Consider the following 20,659-nt stretch of genomic DNA (forward strand, 5'->3'; position numbering starts at 1 on the left):
GCTCAGAGCGAGCGCCCGATCAGCAATTTCATGATCTCGTTGGTGCCGCCGTAGATGCGCTGGACGCGGGCGTCGCGGAACATGCGCGCAATCGGATATTCATTCATGTAGCCATAGCCGCCATGCAATTGAAGGCATTCGTCGACGACTTTTCCTTGCAGGTCTGACAGCCAGTATTTGGCCATCGAAGCGGTCACCGGGTCGAGGCCGCCGTTAATGTGGCGGGCAACGCAGTCATTATAGAAGACGCGGCCGACGGTCGCCTTGGTCTTCAATTCGGCAAGCTTGAACTGGGTGTTCTGGAATTCGATGATGGCCTTGCCGAAGGCCTTGCGCTCCTTGACGTAGTCGATGGTAAGCGCCAGCGCCCGCTCGACCATGGCAATAGCAGTGGTGCCGATCTTCAGCCGCTCCTGCGGCAATTGTTGCATCAACTGGACGAAGCCCTGGCCTTCGTGGTTGCCGAGCAGGTTCGAGGTCGGCACACGTACGTCGTTGAAGAACAGTTCCGACGTGTCGTTGGCCTTGAGGCCGATCTTGTCGAGGTTGCGGCCGCGCTCGAAACCCTCCAGCTCGTCGGTCTCGACGACGATCAGCGAGATGCCCTTGGCGCCCTTCTCAGGATCGGTCTTGGCAACGACGATGATGAAATTGGCGAGCTGGCCGTTGGTGATAAAGGTCTTCGAGCCGTTGAGCTTGTACTGGTTGCCGTCCTTTTCGGCGCGCGTCTTGACGCCCTGAAGGTCGGAGCCCGCACCGGGCTCGGTCATGGCGATGGCGCCGATCAGCTCGCCGCTCGCCAGCCTCGGCAGCCACTTCTTCTTCTGCTCCTCCGAGCCGTAGTGGAGGATATAGGGGGCAACGATCGAATTGTGCAGGCCAATGCCGAACCCGTCGACGCCGACATGGCCGATCGCCTCGATAATGGCGCTCTCATGCGCGAAGGTGCCGCCCGATCCGCCATATTCCTCCGGCATCGAGGCGCACAGCAGGCCGGCAGCACCCGCCTTCAGCCAGCTCTCGCGGTCGACCATTTCGTTCTTCTCGAACTCGTCGTAACGCGGCGCGATCTCTTCCGACATGAAGCGGTGCGCCATGTCGTAAAGCATGCCGACCTCGTCCGCCGCCCAGGCGGGCTTGGGAAGGCCAAGGATTTCGGCGGGGTGGGTCATGGTTTCTCCCTCGCGCCGACGTTCCCCTCCCCCTCGAGGGGAGGGTGGCCGCGAAGCGGCCGGGTGGGGTCGCCGATGACTTGCTCGACCTTATCTTTTACAACCTGCGCCATGTGCCACGGCATTGCGATCATTTTCCTCACAGGGCATGCACCAGAATGGAGGTCGGCGCACTGCACGCAGGACCCCTCCCGGCCCTTCGGGCCACCCTCCCCTCGAGGGGGAGGGGAACGCCGAAGCTAGAACGCTTCCGCCGGCAGTGCCATCAATGTGTCGGCACCGCTGGAGATGCGGGCAAGATGCGCCGACGTCTCCGGCATGATCCGCTCTATGAAGAAGCGCGCCGTCACCAGCTTGTTGTCGTAGAAAGACGAAGCGCCGTCGGCGCCATTCGCCAATTTCGCTGCGGCCACCCTGGCCATCTGCGCCCACATATAGCCCAGCGCCACCAGGCCGAACAGATGCATGTAATCGGTCGAGGCGGCACCGGCGTTATCGGGCTTGGCCATGCCGTTCTGCACCAGCCACATCGTCGCCGCCTGCAGATCGTTGAGGCCCTTTTTAAGCGCCTTGGTGAAGGGCGCCATCGTCTCGTCGGTGCGGTTTTCCTCGCAGAACTCTCCGACTTCCTTAAAGAAAGCCTGGACCGCGCGGCCGCCATTCAAGGCCAGCTTGCGGCCGACGAGGTCGAGCGCCTGGATGCCGTTGGCACCCTCATAGATCATGGCGATGCGCGCATCGCGGACGAACTGGCTCATGCCGTGCTCTTCTATATAGCCGTGGCCGCCGAAGACCTGCTGCGCCATTACCGCATGATCGAACCCCTTGTCGGTGAGCACGCCTTTGACCACCGGCGTCATCAGGCCGGTGTAGTCGTCGGCGACCTGGCGATCTTTGTCGTCTCCGGAGCGGTGAGCGATGTCGGACTTGATCGCCGTCCACAGCGCCAGCGCGCGGCCGGCCTCGTTGAAAGCCTTCATGGTCATCAGGCTGCGGCGGATGTCCGGATGGACGATGATCGGATCGGCCTTCCTGTCCGGCGCCTTCGGCCCTGACAGCGAGCGGCCCTGCAGACGATCCTTGGCGTAGGAAACCGCATTCTGATAGGCGACCTCCGATAGCGAGAGGCCCTGCAGGCCGACGCCAAGCCGCGCCTCATTCATCATGGTGAACATTGCTTTCAGCCCGCCATTGGCCTCGCCGAGCAGCGTGCCTTCAGCGTCGTCGTAATTCATGACGCAGGTCGAGTTGCCATGGATACCCATCTTCTGCTCGATCGAGCCACAGGAGACGGTGTTCTTCTCGCCCGGATTGCCTGAGGCATCGAGCTTGAGCTTCGGCACGATGAACAGCGAGATGCCCTTCACGCCATCCGGCGCGCCCTCGATACGGGCCAGCACCAGGTGGACGATATTGTCCGACATGTCATGCTCGCCGGCCGAGATGAAGATCTTCTGACCGGAGATCCTGTAGGTGCCGTCGCCATTTGGGACGGCCTTGGTGCGCAGCAAGCCAAGATCGGTTCCGCAGTGTGGCTCGGTCAGGTTCATGGTGCCGGTCCAGGCGCCCTCGACCAGCTTCGGCAACCATGTTGCCTTCTGCTCTTTGGTGCCATGGGTGATGATCGCAGCGATCGCGCCTTGCGTCAGGCCGGCATACATCATCAGCGACATATTGGCCGACACCATGTATTCGGCAACCGCAGTGTGCACTGCGTAGGACAAGCCTTGCCCGCCAAACTCGACAGGTGCCGCGAGCCCCATCCAGCCGCCTTCGCGATACTGGTCGAAAGCTTCCTTGAAGCCTTTCGGCGTCGTTACCGAACCGTCGTCATGGCGCATGCAGCCTTCCACGTCGCCAACGCGGTTCAGCGGCTGCATCACGTTTTCGGCGAGCTTCGCGCCCTCGGCAAGGATGGCCTCGAGCACATCCGGCGTCGCGTCGGAAAATCCGGGAAGATTGGAATAACGCTGATATCCCAGCACTTCGTTCAGCACGAACAGCGTGTCCCGGACCGGCGCTCTGTAGATCGGCATGCGTTTCCTCCACCATGCGGTCTTGGCCCTGAAATCAGCCCCAGCATATGAGGATGGCCGACGGACCAACCTTGTGGTCGAGATAACAAATATTGACGTTTGCGTAAACGTCAATTCTGTGCTGAGGTAAATTTTCTCCCGCGCGCCAGGACGACAAACGACAAAGCACGGCAAACAACGAAAAACCGCGCAGCGAAAGCCGCGCGGCTCTTATTCGTCACAAATCGAAAGCTTAGTTTAGCTCGCCACACTGGCCTGCGGCGTCGAGCGCTCGATCAGCATTTGCCGGACGGTCGACATCGAAGCACTCAGTTCGCTGATGGCATCGTCGATCAGCGCCCGCTGCTTCTGCAGGCGGGCAAGCTGCTTCTCCGACTTGTCGAGCGCCAGCCGCAATTGCTTGGTGTTGGAGCCGTTCGGATCGTAGAGGTCCATCATCTGCTTGACGTCACGCAGCGAGAACCCGACCTTGCGGCCAAGCAGGATCAGCTTCAGCCGGGCCCTGTCGCGGCGTGTATAAAGACGGGTCGAGCCGTCGCGCTGCGGGTTGAGCAGACCCTTGTCCTCATAGAAACGCAGCGTACGCAGCGTCACTCCGTATTTCTTGGCCATTTCGCCGATGCGGACAAGCTCTTCACCGGCTTCGCTCGACATATCGTTGGTGTTGGCCGCGGCTTGGCCGGGCGAAATAAGTTTCATGGTCACTGGCTTTCCCCGTCTGGTGGCGTCGCGGTCGCCGACCTTGCGTCGCCTGAGTGAAAGCGGGGGCGTGCTTCCACTCGTGGTTTCAACAAACAAATCGCAAACGGCGTAATCCGCTCATTTACGTTTACGTCAATTCTATATCGATAGCCGCCTCAGCACGCAAGAGTGTTCTGGTCTTGCAACTTTATGCCGCAGCACAAGCGGACAACCTAAAAGGTCGTTGCCGATTTCGGGAGCGATCATGCGGCTGATCAAAATTCTACAACGTCTTTTGCGCGTCCAAAAAAGACACCCGCGCCGTCGGCAGCCAGCCGACAAAGTTGCAACTTCTTAAGCTTGGTTAACGCGTTGTTTACCACGTTGGGGCGAAATGTGCGCATGTCGGTTACCCGTGTCTATCCTGTACTGAATTTTTCACGGTTTTTCGGAGCGCGGATGAGACCGGGAAGCTCGTCTTCCACTGCAACAAGCCAAGCAGTCGCCTTCGTCCCGGCAGGACTTTGGGAACCTGGTGAAAGCCAGCAATTCTGAAACGGGCGCATTGATGAACAGCAAGCGGTCCTACCTCGATACACTCAACGCCGGCAGGCAACGCCGGCCGCACACGACGCTTGAAGAGCTCAACCGCTCCCTGGAAACTCTGGAGCAGCGGCTGGAGCGGACGCGCGAGGAGACGGCAAGCCACCCCGATCCGCGCCGACCAGCGGCAGAACCACGCTATCCCAGCGCCCAACCCTATGGCCAGCAGCGCCGGTATGAGGATCCACGCGCGCAGCGGCCGAAAGGTCCAGCAGCGGCTTTCGACCAGAATTACCAGGCGATCGCCCGCGATATCGACCGGGTGCGCGGCCAGGAGGACGGCGTCGCCCTAGCCGGCAAGATCGCCGGGGAATTGCGCGGCCTGCGCGAAGAGTTGCGCCAGCAGATGACCTCTGGCATGCAACGCGAGTTCGAGGTACTGCGGAAGAATATTGAGCGAGCCTTCCAGTCAAATGGCGGCGGCAAAGGCAGCGCCGAACTCAGCGTCGAATTCGAGCGGCTTTCCGGCGCCATCCAGACACTGGCCGAAAAAAGCGACGACAGAAGCGTCAATATGCTGCGGCTCGAGCTTGAGCAGGTCAAAGCCGCGCTCGATACGCTAGCGCGCGAGGAGAGCGTGCAGGCGGTCGGACGCCGCTGGGACGATTTCGACCGCCGCTGGAACGCTTTCGAGGATCGCGTCGAGGCCGATCAGCGCAAGCGTTCCGATGCACCCGGCCTGTCGGCGCTGACGGAGCGGCTCGAACAGATCAGCAATGCCGTCAGCAATCTGCCGGAATCGCTGTCGCTGCGCTCGCTCGAGGAAAAGGTCCGCACGCTTGCCGGAGCGGTCGACCATTTCGCCCGCCAGCAGGACAATCGCGGCGGCGACACATTCAGTCAGATCGACGAGCGGCTCGACGAGATTTCCCGCGCGATCGTCGCCTCGACGGTTGCCGCGCAAGCCAATTCGTTCGACCCCGAGCCCTTCGAACGCATCGAGAAGCGGATCGATTCACTGGCCCAGCAAATCGAAGAAGTGTCGCAGGATCGTCCGGGTCGGGAGGTCATCGACCGTCTCAACACATTGTCGAGCCGCGTGGATGAACTGGCCGGCCGAGCCAATCTGCCGGAACAGGCGATGGAGCGCCTTGCCAGGCAAGTCGCGCTTATTGCCGACAAGATCGACCACGCACCTGCCATGCCCGACGCCGACTACATCTTCCAGGGGCTCGAGCAGCGCTTCGACGTGCTGTCCAGCATGATGGAACGTCGCCAAGGCGACGCAATCGAACAAGGCAACATGCTGTTTCGCGACCTTGAGCGCCGGTTGGACGAGGTCGCCGACAGGCTAGACCAGCGCATGCCGCAGGTCGATAGCGCCGGCATCATGGATGCCATCGACGCCCGCTTCACCGCGCTGGCCAAGCGGATTGAGACGCGCGTTCCAGATCCCGCCAACGAGGCGGCGATCCGTGGCCTGGAGAGCCGGCTCGAAGACATCTCAAGCCGGCTGGATTCGTCCGCGGCACAGGTCGCCAGCATCGACCCGGCGTTGATCCGCAGCCTTGAAGCACAGGTCGCCGGCCTGACGGCGCATCTTTCCAAGCCCGGCACGCCGCTGCCGGAATTCGACGACATCAGCCCGCGTCTCAACGAAATCGAGAAGTCGCTGGCCGGAACCCGCGATTCCATCCTCGGCGCGGCGCGCGAGGCGGCTGAGAGCGCCGTCCGCTCACTGGCCGGATCAAGCGCCAACACGGCGGCCGTCACCGGCCTCGCCCAGGACCTGAAGACGCTCGAGGCACTGACGCGGCGTTCGGACGAGCGCAATTCGAGAACGTTCGAGGCTATCCACGATACGCTGCTCAAGATCGTTGACAGGCTTGGTTCATTGGAGACGGGCGAACCGGCAAGCGCGGAGTTGAGCAAGCGTTTCGGCCGGCCATCCAAGATCTCGGTACAGGACGCACCGTCGATGGACCTCGACCAGCCGCTGCCGTTGACAGGCAGCATGGCCGATCTCGACGGCCGCGCCGCGGCGCTCGTGCGCGACGAGCCAGGTCCGCGTACGCCAGCCGAGGCCGCCGCCGCAGCAGCCTTGGCGGCTCTCGGTTCAGACACGACGCGTGAAAAATCCGAGCAAGGCGGCGGCAGGAAATCGATGTTAGGCGGGCTGGCGCGCGCCTTGAAGGGCAAGAAGGACGCCGAGATGCCGCCGCTTGCAGGCTCGGCGCAGAGCGCCGAGATACCGAGCGTCGATCTCGACGAGCCCCTCGACCCCAAGCTCGCCAACCGGCCACTGGAACCCGGCTCCGGCGCACCCGACCTCAGCGCCATCATGAAGCGCGTGCGCGACGAGCGCGGGCAGCCGACCCGGGAAGGCGGCGCTGAGGCGGCAAAATCGGACTTCATTGCGGCAGCCAGACGGGCTGCGCAAGCGGCGGCTGCCGAGGCGGACGCCCTCAAGCGCCAGTCGACGATGAAAGGCCCGGTCAAGGCACTCAGGATCGGCGACCTGCTCAAGGCGCGGCGCAAGCCGATCCTGATGGGGGCAATCGCCATCATGCTGGCGCTTGCCGGCCTGCAACTGGGCAAAGCCTTCTTCTCCGACCCGGTCGAAGTCACCAACAATGAGGCGGCACCGGCCGTGGCCGTACAGCCGGTGGAAACCAATTTGGCCAGCGTTGCCAGCGAGCCGAAGGCGGACGCGCAGACGACACCACAGGAGAGCGCGCCGTCGCCCACCGTCAGGCAGGCAGAGCCATCCGCATCGATGACCAAGGACGACACGGCGGCGCAAACCGGCCCCGCTACACCGGCAGCCGAGACATCGACGGCGCCCTCGGCTTCCGCGGAGCCCGCTGACCTGGCGGCGCAAGACTCCGCGGCCGCAGTGCCCACGCCGGCAGCGGCGACGGCCAGCGACGCCGAGCCAATGGCTGCCGCGCCTGCTATAGCCACTGCTGCGACGCAGGACTCGACCGGCACGGTGCCACCGGCGGATGCTGCCGCGGCAGGCGTTGCCAAGATCGACGTTCCGGCCGATGCCGGTCCGGCCGCCCTGCGCGATGCAGCGGCGGGCGGCGACGCCAAGGCGCTGTTCGAGATCGGCTCGCGCTACGCCGAGTCTCGCGGCGTCAAAGAAGACATGGCGGCGGCGGCCAAATGGTATGAGAAAGCTGCCGAACTCGGTTTCGCGCCGGCAGAATACCGCATCGGCAATTTCTACGAGAAGGGCATCGGCGTCGCACGCGACATCAAGAAAGCGAAAACCTGGTACCAGCTTGCCGCAGCGCAGGGCAATGCCAGCGCGATGCACAATCTTGCCGTGCTGTTTGCGATGGCGGCGGATGGCGTGACCGACAATGAATCGGCAGCGCGCTGGTTCCAGGCGGCGGCGGATCTCGGTGTCAAGGATAGCCAGTTCAATCTCGGCATCCTCGCGGCGAAGGGCGTCGGCATGAAGCAGAACCTCGAGGAGAGCTACAAATGGTTCGCACTCGTCGCCAAGACCGGCGACAAGGATGCGGCGGCCAAGCGCGACGAGATCGCCAAGGCACTGAGGCCCGAGCAGCTGGAGCGTGCGCGGGCCGCGGCTGAACTGTGGAAGGCCAAGCCGCTCGATCCAACCGCCAATTCGGCCGACGTTCCTGAATCGTGGCAGGACGGCACACCGCAGACGACCGCCGGCATCGACATGACGAAAGCGGTCCAGAACATCCAGCGCATTCTCAACAAGAACGGCTACGAGGCCGGCAATCCCGACGGGATGATGGGCCAGAAAACCAAGAACGCGATCATGGCCTTCCAGGCCGACAACGATATGAAGGCAACCGGCGCGATCGACGAAAAGCTGGTCAAGGCGCTGCTTGCGCGTAAATAACGGCGGATGCGTCGTTTCCGCGACGCCCTTGCCACAGATTTGCCTGTTAACTGATTGAGTTGTTTTTTGTTTCGGCGGTGCGGCGAAGTTTGACTTCACGGCCCGGCCGGCGCAAGAACGAGATAGCCTTCTGACGCAAAATGCCCGCAACGGTTGCATTCGCCAGGAGGCAAACTGATCGAGACTGACGGGTGGGCATCTATCTCCCGATCGCGGAAATTTCCGTCAACATCTTCGTGCTGCTGGCCATGGGTGCGGCGGTGGGTTTCCTGTCGGGCATGTTCGGCGTGGGCGGCGGCTTTCTCATTACGCCGCTGCTGATCTTCTACAACATACCGCCGGCAATCGCGGTCGCCACCGGCGCCAACCAGGTCATCGCTTCCTCCTTCTCCGGCGCCCTGTCGCACATGAAGCGCGGCACGCTCGACTTCAAGCTTGGCGGCGTGCTTTTAGCCGGCGGCATCGTCGGCTCGACTGGTGGTATCTATGTCTTTGCGCTCCTGCGCCGGCTCGGCCAGCTCGACCTGTTCATCTCGCTGCTCTACGTCGTGCTGCTCGGCACCGTCGGCGGACTGATGCTGGTCGAGAGCGTCAATGCGCTGCGCGCCACTCGCAGCGGCGCCGCACCGGTGTTGAAGAAATCCGGCCAGCATAATTGGATCCACCGCCTGCCGCTGAAGATGCGGTTCAGGGCCTCGAAGCTCTTCGTCAGCGTCATTCCGGTGCTTGGGCTGGGTGCGGCGATTGGCTTCCTGTCCTCGATCATGGGCGTCGGCGGCGGCTTCATCATGGTGCCGGCCCTGATCTACCTTTTGAAAGTGCCGACCAACGTCGTCATCGGCACCTCGCTGTTCCAGATCATCTTCACCTCGGCTTACACCACGCTGGTCCACGCCACCACCAACCAGACGGTCGACGTCATGCTCGCCTTCCTGTTGATGGCAGGCGGCGTCGCCGGCGCGCAATATGGCGCCAAGGCTGGTCAGAGGCTGCGGGGCGAGCAACTCAGGGCGCTGCTGGCGCTGCTCGTGCTGGCGGTAGCCATCCGGCTTGCCATCGATCTTTTCGTCACGCCGCCCAATCTCTATTCTCTGTCCGGCGTGGGCCTGAGCTGATGGCCGGCCTAAGGACGCTCGCGGCCGCCGCCTTGCTGTCGCTGCTGGCTGCTGCGCCACCGGCGAAGGCGCAGGCGCCACTAACCGAAAACATCCAGATCGGCCTTTCCACCGACAATGTCTCGATTACCGCCGGCTTTTCCGGCGCCGACCTGACCATTTTCGGCTCACTGGAAAATGCCGATCCGCTTGTCGCGCGGCAAGGGCGCTACGACGTGATCGTCGTGCTGGAAGGCCCGGCTCGGCCGGTCGTCGTGCGCCGCAAGGACCGGGTGCTCGGCGTCTGGGTCAATCTGGAGTCGGAGACCTTCAAAAACGTACCTGTCTCCTATTCGGTGGCGACGACGCGGCCGCTGCAGGACGTCACCGATCCGAACAGCTACAAGCAGCTGTCGCTTGGCGCCTCCAACCTCTATTTGCAGCCGGCCGACGCGGAGGACAGCCCGGCGACAATCGAGGAGTTCACCGCCGCGCTGCGCGAACGCAAGGCGGCGACCGGCCTCTACAGCGAGAATGTCGGCGGTGTGCAGTTCCTGTCACAGAACCTGTTCCGCGCCACCGTCAGGCTCGCCCCAAACGTTCCGGTCGGCACCCATAAGGCCCGCGCCTTCCTGTTCAAGAGCGGCTTGTTCATCAAGGAAAGCTCCGCCCAGCTCGAAATCCGCAAGTCCGGTTTCGAACAGTCGATCTTCCGCGTCGCGCACGACTATTCCTTCCTCTACGGTGTCTTTGCCGTATCGCTTGCCATGCTGACCGGCTGGCTCGGAAGACTGGTGTTCAGGAAAGACTGAACTCTCGTAAAAGTGGTTTCCCTTTCCGAGGGTATGGGTTAGACCGCGACCCCCGGCCCGACCGGACACGAGCTGCTGCTCCCCAAATCAGAAATACAGGAACGCACGATGCGACCAGCATTCGCCGGGATCGACTTCGGCACTTCGAATTCCACCGTAAGCGTGGTCAGGAACGGGCAGCCGCGGCTGGTGGCGTTGGAAGACGGCCAGGTCACGCTGCCCAGTGCGGTATTCTTCAATTTCGAGGACAACCACACCTATTTCGGGCGACGCGCCCTTGCCAATTATACGGACAGTATCGAAGGCCGCCTGATGCGCTCGTTGAAGAGTGTGCTCGGCAGCTCGCTCGCCCACGAAAAGACGCGCATCAAGGCGCGCTCGATCGGCTTCATGGAGATTGTCGGCCTGTTCGTCGGCCATCTGAAAAAGAAGCTGGAAGAAGAAGCCCATGACGCGGTCGACAGCGTCGTGCTGGGACGGCCCGTGCAGTTCGTCGACGACGATGCCGAGGCCGACGCCAAGGCGGAGCACGAACTCGAAAACGCCGCTCGTGCCCACGGCTTCAAGCAGATCGCCTTCCAGTTCGAACCGATTGCCGCGGCGCTCGACTACGAACAAAAGGTGACGCGCGAGGAACTGGCGCTGATCGTCGACATGGGCGGCGGCACGTCCGACTTCTCAATCGTGCGGGTCTCGCCCGAGCGCGCCCGCTCGCTTGACCGCAAGGACGACATCCTGGCCAGCCGCGGCATCCATATCGGCGGCACCGACTTCGACCGGCTGTTGAGCATCGCCCATGTGATGCCGCAGCTCGGCCATCTCTCACCGACCAAGGATGGCAAACGTAATCTGCCGGCGAGCTACTTCATCGACCTGGCGACGTGGCAGCGCATCAACCTGGTCTATACCGCAAGGGCGATGACGCATCTGCGCCAGATCCGCTATGAGGCGGAGCGCGCAGACCTGGTCGACCGGTTCATCCACATCGTCGAGCATCGTTACGGCCACGCGCTGGCGGCACTGGTCGAAAAGGCCAAGATTGAGCTGACGGACCGATCGTCGGCCGATGTCGAGGTCGCGCTGCCGGAGGTGAGGTTCACGGCAGAAATCACGCGCAAGAGTCTCGAAGCCACCATAGCCAGGGACATTGAGCGTGTTGCGGCTACGGTCGAGCAGACCATCCGCGACGCACAGGTGAAGGCCTCGGATATCACCGCGGTGTTCTTGACCGGCGGATCGACCGCGATCCCGCTGGCCAGGCAGCAGATCCTGGCGCTGGTGCCGCAGGCGTCGGTAATCGAAGGCGATGTGTTCGGCTCGGTCGGGCTTGGGCTGGCGCTCGACGCGCAGCGGAAGTTCGGCTGATCGGCTTAAAGCGGCGCGGATCTCTCAGCTTTGCCGCCAAGATGCGCCTTGAGCGCCATCTGGGCCAGGCTTGGCTGCCGGTCGCGATGCGTGATCATGGCAAATTCGCGCTTCGGCAGATCGATCGGCACGGAACGCAGACTGCCTTCGGCGACCGCGCGCGCGACGACGAGTTCCGAAATGATGCTGGCGCCGGCGCCGGCCTCGACCGCCTGGCGAATAGCCTCATTGCTCGGCAATACCAGGAATATCTGCAGGTCCGCGAACGAAATCCCGTCGCGTCGGGCAAGGTCCTCCAGCACCTCGCGCGTGCCCGACCCGCCTTCGCGAATGATCCAGCGAAGCCCGCCAAGGTCGGGATGTCCAGGCGAAACTTCTGCGATCTCAGGGTGCGAGCGCGCCACGACCAGCATCATGCGATCGATATCGACCTTGGCACGGCGCAAAATGTCGGATTCGGTGCGCCCCTCGACCAGGCCAAAATCGGCTGCGCCATCAAGTACATTGGTCTCGACCTGCCTGGTGTTGCCAATGCTCACGCTCAGCCTGACGGCAGGATAGGCTTCGTGGAAAGAGGCGAGCCGGCGCGGCAGCCAATAACTGGCGATGGTCTGGCTGGCAGCGATCGAGAGACTGCCTGATATCGTCTGCGCGACATGCTCCAGCACATTGTGGGCGGCCGCAGTCCGCTCGAGGACCGCCTTGGCCTCGGGCAAGAATCGGCGTCCGGTCTCGGCGAGCTCGATATTGCGGCCCACTCGGTTGAACAACTGGACGCCGTGCTGCTGTTCGAGCGAGCGGATGGCGGCGGATGCGGCCGACTGTGAGATGCCCAGCAACTCGGCCGCTTTGGTCATGTGCGCCCGTTCGGCGACGGCGACGAAGATCCGCAACTGGTCCAGGGTCATTCCGACACTAAGAAGCAAATCCGATTGGAATTACAAGAGCAAGTTGTTAGACGGATCGGTCGCTTTTGTTCTAAATTTTGACCCGAAATTGGAAAAAAGTCGCGCCAGAGCAGTCGAGGGTAGAGTTGGTGGGGCGGTTCAAATCCGTGTTTGCGCACTGGACCCGCAGCCTGCGGCGGCGGCTCTTGGGTGAACGCTATCGGCCGGAAGAGCATTACATGCGCGGCCCCGCCCCGAAGACGAGAGCCAAGGTCGCGGAGCGCAAGAGCATCACCGGATCATGACCAACAACCTGCTGCGCGGAGCCAATTCGGCACCATCACAACGGCCGCTTGCCGATACGCGCGCGCCCGCTGAAGGCGACGGCGTCGATACGTCGCCCGATGTCTCCGACAGCATCGCCAAGACGACTTGCTACATGTGCGCCTGCCGCTGCGGCATCGACGTCCATGTCAAGGACGGCAAGGTCCGCTACATCAACGGCAACAAGGATCACCCGGTCAACCGCGGTGTGCTGTGCGGCAAGGGCAGCGCCGGCATCATGCAGCATTACAGCCCGGCCCGGCTGAAGAAGCCGCTACTGCGCACCGGCCCGCGCGGCTCGGGTGAGTTCCGCGAAATCGAGTGGGAGGAAGCCTTGTCGATCGCGACAGAACGGCTTTCGAACATCCGCCGAACCGATCCGAAGAAACTTGCCTTCTTCACCGGGCGCGACCAGTCGCAATCGCTGACCGGCTGGTGGGCGAGCCAGTTCGGCACGCCGAACTTCGCGGCCCATGGCGGTTTCTGCTCGGTGAACATGGCAGCCGGCGGCCTCTACACGATTGGCGGCTCGTTCTGGGAGTTCGGCGAGCCCGACTGGGACAACACCAAATATTTCATGCTGTTCGGGGTTGCCGAAGACCATGATTCCAATCCGATCAAGATCGGACTCGGCAAGCTCAAGGCGCGCGGCGCCAAGGTGGTTTCAATCAATCCCTGCCGCACCGGCTATAATGCAATTGCCGACGACTGGATCGGCATCCGGCCCGGCACCGACGGCCTGTTCGTATTCGCCCTCATCCATGAATTGCTGAAGGCTGGCCGCATCGATCTCGAGTACCTCTTGCGCTACACCAATGCCCACATCCTGGTCGTTCAGGAGCCTGGAGCTGTCGATGACGGGCTGTTCATGCGCAATGGCGACGGCAATCCGCAGGCTTGGGACAGGGTGGCGAAGATGCCTGTCAATGCCAGCGATGCCGACGCGAAGCCCGCATTGACTGGCAGCTTTCTCGTCGACGGCCGCCGCTGCGTGCCGGTCTTCCAACTCGTCGCCGACCGTTATCTGGACGAGAGCTATTCACCGGACGCCGTCGCTGACCGGTGCGGCATCTCCGCCGACACCATCCGACGCATTGCCGCAGAACTCGCCCATGTCGCCTTCGAACAGCAAATCGAATTGCCGGTGGCCTGGACGGACTGGGCCGGCCGCCGGCACGAGACCATCAAGGGCCGCCCGGTGTCGATGCATGCGATGCGCGGCATCTCGGCCCATTCGAACGGATTTCACACTTGCCGGGCCATTCATCTGCTTCAGGTGCTTCTCGGCACGGTGGACGTGCCGGGCGGCTTCCGCTTCAAGCCTCCCTATCCGCGGTCCGCGCCGCCGGGTCCAAAACCCGCCGGCAAGAATGTGAAGCCGATGACACCACTCGAAGGCATGCCGCTCGGCTTCGTCTGCGGGCCGGAAGACCTGCTAATCGACGGAGGCGGCAAACCGATCCGTATCGACAAGGCCTACTCCTGGGATGCGCCGCTGGCCGCACACGGGCTCATGCACACGGTTATCCGCAACGCCTGGGCCGGCGATCCCTACAAGATCGACACTCTGTTTATGTACATGTCCAACATGGCCTGGAACTCGTCGATGAATACGGTCGAGACGATGGCGATGCTGACCGATATCGATGCGTCGGGCGAGTACAAGATCCCGTTCATCATCTATTCCGACGCTTATTATGCCGAGACCGTGCCTTTTGCCGATCTGGTGCTGCCGGACACCACCTATCTCGAGCGTCATGACTGTATCAGTCTGCTCGACCGGCCGATCAGCCATGCCGACGGTCCGGGCGACGCCATCCGCCATCCGGTCGTCGAGCCGGACCGCGACGTCAGGCCGTTCCAGACGGTGCTGATCGAACTCGGCGCGCGGCTCGGTCTGCCCGGCTTCGTTCATGACGACGGCTCCGCCAAATACCGCGACTATGCCGACTACATCGTCAATCACGAGCGCACGCCAGGTGTCGGTCCGCTCGCCGGCTGGCGCGGCAAGGACGGGGCCTCGGTCGGCAAGGGCGAGGTCAATCCCGACCAGTTGCAGCGCTACATAGATAATGGCGGCTTCTGGCACCAGGATTTCGCCGCCGATCAGCGCTACTACAAGATGGCCAACCGCTCGTATCTCGAATTGGCTGAGAGCATGGGCTTCATGCCGAAGGCCGAGCCGATCGTCTTCCAACTCTATTCGGAGCCGATGCAGCGCTTTCGCCTTGCGGCGCGCGGCCATGGCGGGGTGCTGCCGCCGGAGGCGGAGCGCAGCCGCATCGAGACCTATATGGATCCGCTGCCGTTCTGGTATGCGCCCTTCGAAGAGGCTGCGGTCGACAGCCAAGCCTATCCGCTGCACGCGCTGACGCAGCGGCCGATGCACATGTACCATTCCTGGGGCGGGCAGAATGCCTGGCTAAGGCAGATCACCAGCCAGAACCGACTGTTCGTGCACTACCGGACGGCAGCCGGCCTCAGCCTTGTCGACGACGATTGGGTTTGGATCGAGAGCATCAACGGCAAGGTCAAGGGGCAGATCAAGCTGGCCGACGGCGTCAACGCCGATACGGTGTGGACCTGGAACGCGATCGGCAAACGGCGCGGCAGCTGGGGGCTCAAGGACGACGCGGCCGAATCCAATCGCGGCTTCCTGCTCAACCACATCATCGGCGACCAGACCTCCGCCGATGCCAACGGCAAACGCTATTCGAATTCCGACCCGGTAACGGGCCAGGCCGCATGGTTCGACCTGCGCGTGCGCATCGTCAAATGCGCGCCCGAGGAAGCGGGCTTCACCGAACCGCAGTTCGAGCGGTTCCGCCAGCTGCCGGACTCTGAGCTCTCGCCCGACAAGCTCAGTTTCGGCGCCGAGTTCCGCATGAAAAGAGAAGCCGCCGAATGACTTGCCTTCCCGCCCATACCGACAAGAAGCTCGGCCTTGTCGTCGATCTCGACACCTGCGTCGGCTGCCAGGCCTGCGTTACCGCCTGCAAAGAATGGAACACCGGCGGCCATATGGCGCCGCTAACCGACATCGACCCCTATGGCGGCAATGTCGACGGCGTCTGGTTCAACCGCGTGCACAGTTATGAGCACATGACCGAGATGGGTGGGCGCTCGGTCAATTTCCCACGCTCCTGCCTGCACTGCGAGACGCCGGCGTGCGTCACGGTCTGCCCGACCGGCGCCTCCTACAAGCGGGCGTCGGATGGCATCGTGCTGGTCGACGAGGACAAATGCATCGGCTGCAAATTGTGCAGCTGGGCCTGCCCCTATGGCGCGCGCGAGTTCGACACCGATGTCGGCGTGATGAAGAAATGCACGTTGTGCGTCGACCGCATCTACAACGACAATCTGGCGGAAGAAGATCGCGTGCCGGCCTGCGTCGCTGCTTGCCCGACCAGCGCGCGGCATTTTGGCGATCTGGGCGATCCGGCATCCGCTATCTCGCAACTGGTGGCCGAGCGTGGCGGTGTCGATCTGATGCCGGAAATGGGCTATAAGCCGACCAACAAATATCTGCCGCCACGTGCCCACACCACCCGCGCCGCATCGGTGCCGGCGCCAGCGCTTGAAGCGGTGCGGGCCGAAGGCGGCTTTCTCGGCTGGGTCGACCGCATGCTCTCGAACTGACCCGTGCCTTCATGCATCCAGCCTTCTCCGTCGTCTTTTTCACCACGGCCACGGGCGCCGGTTACGGCCTGCTCGCGCTGCTTGGCGTGCTCGCTGGACAGGGCTTTATCCCGCCCGATTTCTGGCTTGGCCTCACCGGCATGGGGCTGGCGCTTGGCCTGATCTCGACAGGCCTGCTGTCGTCGGCCGGCCATCTCGGCCGGCCCGAACGCGCCTGGCGTGCCTTCTCGCAATGGCGTAGCTCATGGCTGTCGCGCGAAGGTGTTGCCTCGGTCGCCACCTTCGTGCCGGCGGGACTGTTCGGTATTGGCTGGGTGGTCCTCGGCCGTACGAGCGGCTGGGCGGCTGTCGCCGGGCTGCTCGCTGCCGTCGGCGCGGTCGCAACCGTCTGCACCACCGGCATGATCTACGCGTCGTTGAAGCCGATTGCCCAGTGGCACAGCCGCTTCACCCTGCCCGCCTACCTGGTCTTTTCGGCGATGACCGGCAGCGTACTGCTCAACGCCCTGCTGCAGGGATTTGCCGCAGGCTCGAATATGCTTCTGGCGGCTGCCCTGTTGCTGACCGCGCTCGGCTGGGGTTTGAAGCTGGCGACCTGGCGATACAATGACAGGCTGGAGATCCCGACCAACGCCAACACCGCAACCGGGCTTTCCGGCGGCACGGTGCGGTCGCTGGAATGGCCGCATACCGAGGAAAACTATCTGCTCAAGGAGATGGGTTTTCGCATTGCGCGCAAGCACAGCGCTAAACTCCGCCAGACCACGCAGGTGCTGGCCTTTGCTTTGCCCGCGTTGCTGCTGGTCGCGGCGTTCGCCTTGCCGTGGCCCTATGCGGCAGCACTGTCGATACTCGCCCCAATCGCCCAACTCGCCGGAATGCTGGTCGAGCGCTGGCTGTTCTTCGCCGAGGCCAAGCACACGGTTACTTTGTACTACGGCAGGTAGGTTCAGCCCGGCCTGAGCATCGCGTGGGAAATCGCGAAAATGCGCTCTGTGCCAAGCATATAGGCCATCAGCGTTTCGCGGCGGAACAGCCCGGCATAGGCGCGATCGAGCACGTTGAGCGAGCCGGTATAGGCGCCGAAAGCCGGCATGATCATGCGGCCGCCATCGCCGGCAAAGCAACGACGCCGCACCGAACGGCCTTGCTGCACGATGCGGGCGCAAGGATGCAGGTGACCTGATATCTCGCCTTCCGCCCTCACCGCCGAAGGCTCGTGCCGGAAGAGCAGAGAACCGATGGCCAATTCGCGCACGGTTTCGCCCGGCAGGTCGGCCGGTGCTTCCGGGTCATGATTGCCGGCGACCCAGAACCAGTCGCGCCCGACCATCAGCCCCTCCAGCCTTTGGCGAAAGCTCGCGTGCATACGTGCGGCGCCGCCGCCATCGTGAAAACTGTCGCCCAGGCTGATAACGATCGCAGGCTGATAATCGGCGATCACCGCCTGCAGCCGGAGCAACGTCGCACCGGTGTCGTAAGGTGGGACCAGCGTGCCGCGCCTGGCCAGTGATGAACCTTTTTCCAGATGCAGGTCGGATACGGTCAGAAGCCGGAATTCGGGAAAATAGAGCACGCCGCGACGGTCGCAGATCGCGCGTTCGCCGGCGATACGGACAGCGCCCGCATCCGCCAGAGGCGCCGTCATGGCGAGCGCGACAGTCATTTCGTCCCCATGGCCTCCTCGACCAGCGTGGCTGCATCCATCAGCAGCGTGTCATCGGCCTCGCCATGCACCGGCATTTTGCCGATCTCGAGCATGATCGGCACGGCGAGCGGCGATATCTGCTCGAGGTTCTTATGCATGATTCGACCTTGGACGCGCGAGAGCATCTCGGCAAGTCTGCTGACATCCAAGAGACCGGTCGCGGCATCGGCACGCGTCGCCTGCAAAAGGATATGGTCGGGCTCGTGGCTGCGCAGCACGTCGTAGATGAGATCCGTCGACACGGTTACCTGGCGGCCGCTCTTCTCCTGCCCTGGGTGGCGTTTCTCGATCAATCCCGAGATCAGCGCGCAATTGCGAAAGGTGCGCTTCAACAACCAACTGCCGGCGAGCCAGGCTTCGAGGTCGTCGCCCAGCATGTCCTGATCGAATAGCGCAGCCAGCGACGGTTTCTTCGCCCTGAACATATGGCCCATATCGGCCAGCGACCATATGGCAAGCGCATAGTCGGTGGCGACGAAGCCGAGCGGCTTGGCTCCCGCCCTGTCGAGGCGGCGGGTGAGCAGCATGCCGAGCGTCTGGTGCGCCAGCCTGCCCTCGAACGGATAGGCCACCAGATAGTAGCGGTTGCCGCGCGGAAAGGTCTCGATCAGCAGATCGTCGCGTTTCGGCAGCACCGACTTGTCGGCCTGAAAGCGTAACCAGTCGGCGACCTGCTCCGGCAGCTTCTTCCAGCGCTGCGGATCGTCCAGCATGGCGCGGACCTGTTCGGCCAGGTACGTCGAAAGCGGGAATTTGCCACCACCGTAATACGGCACCTTGGCGTCGCTGCCGGGTGCATTCGAGACAAAGCACTCATTCTCGCGGATACCTTCGAAGCGCAGCACCTTGCCGGCGAACATGAAGGTGTCGCCATGCGTCAGCGTTTCGAGGAACGCCTCCTCGATTTTGCCCAGAACCCGGCCGCCACGCGAAGCCGCGCCTCTGCTGCCGGCCTGGACATAGCGGACGTTGAGCGCCGGCACTTCGATGATGGTGCCGACATTGAGCCGGTATTGTTGGGCGACGCGAGGATTTGAGACCCGCCACAGCCCGTCCTTGTTGAGACGAATACGGGCGTAGCGTTCATAGTTCTTCAGCGCATAGCCGCCGGTGGCGACGAAATCGATGACGCGATCGAATGTCGGCCGATCGAGATCGGCATAGGGTGCTGCCGTTCGCACTTGCTCAAACAGCGCATCGGCACGGAACGGCGCACCGCAGGCACAGCCCAGCACGTGCTGCGCCAGGACGTCGAGCCCGCCATTGACCAGCGGCGGCGTATCCTGGGCACCGAGATAATTGGCGTCGAGCGCCGCCCTGCATTCCAGCACCTCGAAGCGGTTGGCCGGTATCAGGATCGCCTTCGACGGCTCGTCCATACGGTGGTTGGCGCGGCCGATGCGCTGCGCCAGCCGGCTGGCACCTTTCGGCGCGCCGACATGGACGACTAGATCGACATCGCCCCAGTCGATGCCGAGGTCGAGCGTCGACGTGGCGACGATGGCGCGCAGGGCGTTCTCGCCCATTGCCTTTTCGACACGCCGGCGCTGCGCGACGTCGAGCGAGCCGTGATGCAGCGCGATCGGCAAGGTCTCCTCGTTGACCCGCCACAACTCCTGGAACAGCAACTCCGCCTGGCTGCGCGTGTTGACGAACAGCAGGGTTGTCTTGTGGCGCTTGATCTCGTTGTAGATTTCCGGCGTTGCGTAGCGGGCCGAATGTCCCGCCCACGGCACGCGCCCCTCCGAATCGAGAATGGAGATGTCGGGCTTGGCGCCGCCAGTGACGACGATCAGTTCGGCCATCGGCCCCGGTGGATTCTGGCTGACCAGCCAGCGCCGCAATTCGTCAGGCTCGGCGACCGTCGCCGACAGGCCTATCGTCTGCAGGGCGGGCACAAACGAGCGCAGCCGGGCCAGCCCGAGCGACAGGAGATGCCCGCGCTTCGAGGTCACCAGCGAATGCAATTCGTCGAGCACGACATAGCGCAGGTCCTCGAAGAAGCGCCTGGCATCGGGCGCGGCAATCAGCAGCGCCAATTGCTCGGGCGTGGTCAGGAGAATGTCGGGCGGCGCCAGCTTCTGCCGCTGGCGCTTGTGTGCGGGCGTGTCGCCGGTGCGCGTCTCGACGGTGACCGGCAGCCCGATTTCTTCGACGGGTTTGCCGAGATTGCGCTCGATGTCGACGGCCAGCGCCTTCAGCGGCGAGATGTAGAGTGTGTGGATGCCTCGATGCGCCTGCCCCGGCCTTCTCCTCGGCCGGCCGGCCAGTTCGGTCAGCGATGGCAAGAACCCGGCCAGCGTCTTGCCGGCGCCGGTCGGGGCGATCAGCAATACCGACCGGCCGCCCTGGGCTTTGGCCAGCAAATCGATCTGGTGGGCGCGCGGCGACCAGCCCTTTTCCGCAAACCATTTGACAAATGGCTCGGGCAGGACGACGGCGGCATTCTGTTCGGCAAGGCGCGGCTGCTCTGTCACGCGCCAGACGTAGCGCGGCGGCGCGCAATCGCCAA

General features: G+C 63.2%; 13 protein-coding genes. 7 read left to right on the top strand and 6 right to left on the bottom strand.

Annotation, left to right across the window (positions count from 1 at the left end):
• Positions 1-2: 2 nt before the first annotated feature.
• The 3 genes from NKI08_RS02455 to NKI08_RS02465 form a co-directional block, all read right to left on the bottom strand.
• On the bottom strand, positions 3-1,172 hold the full coding sequence (locus NKI08_RS02455) for an acyl-CoA dehydrogenase family protein (protein WP_352767000.1): 1,170 nt from the start codon (positions 1,170-1,172) through the stop codon (positions 3-5).
• Between the two features lie 239 nt (positions 1,173-1,411).
• Complete coding sequence (locus tag NKI08_RS02460) at positions 1,412-3,208, bottom strand: acyl-CoA dehydrogenase (protein WP_352767002.1); 1,797 nt, start codon at positions 3,206-3,208, stop codon at positions 1,412-1,414.
• 237 nt (positions 3,209-3,445) lie between these two features.
• Entirely contained in the window at positions 3,446-3,907 is a 462-nt protein-coding gene (locus NKI08_RS02465) for a MerR family transcriptional regulator (protein WP_023677331.1), read from the bottom strand.
• 550 nt (positions 3,908-4,457) lie between these two features.
• Between NKI08_RS02465 and NKI08_RS02470 the strand changes: the two genes are divergently transcribed.
• The 4 genes from NKI08_RS02470 (at position 4,458) to NKI08_RS02485 (ending at position 11,589) form a co-directional block, all read left to right on the top strand.
• On the top strand, positions 4,458-8,318 hold the full coding sequence (locus NKI08_RS02470) for a peptidoglycan-binding protein (protein WP_352767004.1): 3,861 nt from the start codon (positions 4,458-4,460) through the stop codon (positions 8,316-8,318).
• Positions 8,319-8,509: 191 nt separating this feature from the next.
• Positions 8,510-9,433, top strand: coding sequence for a sulfite exporter TauE/SafE family protein (locus NKI08_RS02475; RefSeq protein ID WP_023676949.1), 924 nt, complete (start codon positions 8,510-8,512; stop codon positions 9,431-9,433).
• On the top strand, positions 9,433-10,224 hold the full coding sequence (locus NKI08_RS02480) for a TIGR02186 family protein (RefSeq protein ID WP_352455141.1): 792 nt from the start codon (positions 9,433-9,435) through the stop codon (positions 10,222-10,224). The genes NKI08_RS02475 and NKI08_RS02480 overlap by 1 nt, the downstream gene beginning before the upstream one ends.
• 108 nt (positions 10,225-10,332) lie before the next feature.
• Entirely contained in the window at positions 10,333-11,589 is a 1,257-nt protein-coding gene (locus NKI08_RS02485; RefSeq protein ID WP_352613908.1) for an Hsp70 family protein, read from the top strand.
• Between the two features lie 5 nt (positions 11,590-11,594).
• Here NKI08_RS02485 and NKI08_RS02490 read toward each other — a convergent pair whose 3' ends face one another.
• A complete protein-coding gene (locus tag NKI08_RS02490) occupies positions 11,595-12,497 on the bottom strand; it encodes a LysR substrate-binding domain-containing protein (RefSeq protein ID WP_352767007.1) in 903 nt (300 codons plus the stop codon).
• A gap of 280 nt (positions 12,498-12,777) precedes the next feature.
• On the opposite strand from NKI08_RS02490, the gene NKI08_RS02495 reads away from it, so the two are divergent.
• Genes NKI08_RS02495 through NKI08_RS02505 form a run of 3 tightly spaced genes read left to right on the top strand, consistent with a single transcriptional unit; the run spans position 12,778 to position 17,386 of the window.
• A complete protein-coding gene (locus NKI08_RS02495) occupies positions 12,778-15,708 on the top strand; it encodes a molybdopterin oxidoreductase family protein (protein ID WP_352767009.1) in 2,931 nt (976 codons plus the stop codon).
• Entirely contained in the window at positions 15,705-16,439 is a 735-nt protein-coding gene (locus NKI08_RS02500; protein ID WP_352767011.1) for a 4Fe-4S dicluster domain-containing protein, read from the top strand. Before NKI08_RS02495 ends, NKI08_RS02500 begins: the two co-directional genes overlap by 4 nt.
• An 11-nt stretch (positions 16,440-16,450) precedes the next feature.
• The gene (locus tag NKI08_RS02505) at positions 16,451-17,386 is read left to right on the top strand and encodes a dimethyl sulfoxide reductase anchor subunit family protein (RefSeq protein WP_352767013.1); all 936 of its coding nucleotides are present in this window, start codon (positions 16,451-16,453) and stop codon (positions 17,384-17,386) included.
• Between the two features lie 2 nt (positions 17,387-17,388).
• Here the strand turns inward: NKI08_RS02505 and pdeM are convergent, their stop codons facing one another.
• Positions 17,389-18,105, bottom strand: coding sequence for a ligase-associated DNA damage response endonuclease PdeM (pdeM, locus tag NKI08_RS02510; protein ID WP_352767015.1), 717 nt, complete (start codon positions 18,103-18,105; stop codon positions 17,389-17,391).
• On the bottom strand, positions 18,102-20,624 hold the full coding sequence (locus tag NKI08_RS02515; RefSeq protein WP_352767017.1) for a ligase-associated DNA damage response DEXH box helicase: 2,523 nt from the start codon (positions 20,622-20,624) through the stop codon (positions 18,102-18,104). The genes pdeM and NKI08_RS02515 overlap by 4 nt, the downstream gene beginning before the upstream one ends.
• Between the last annotated feature and the right edge of the window lie 35 nt (positions 20,625-20,659).

The organism is Mesorhizobium sp. M0768, from assembly GCF_040320195.1.
Lineage (GTDB): Bacteria > Pseudomonadota > Alphaproteobacteria > Rhizobiales > Rhizobiaceae > Mesorhizobium.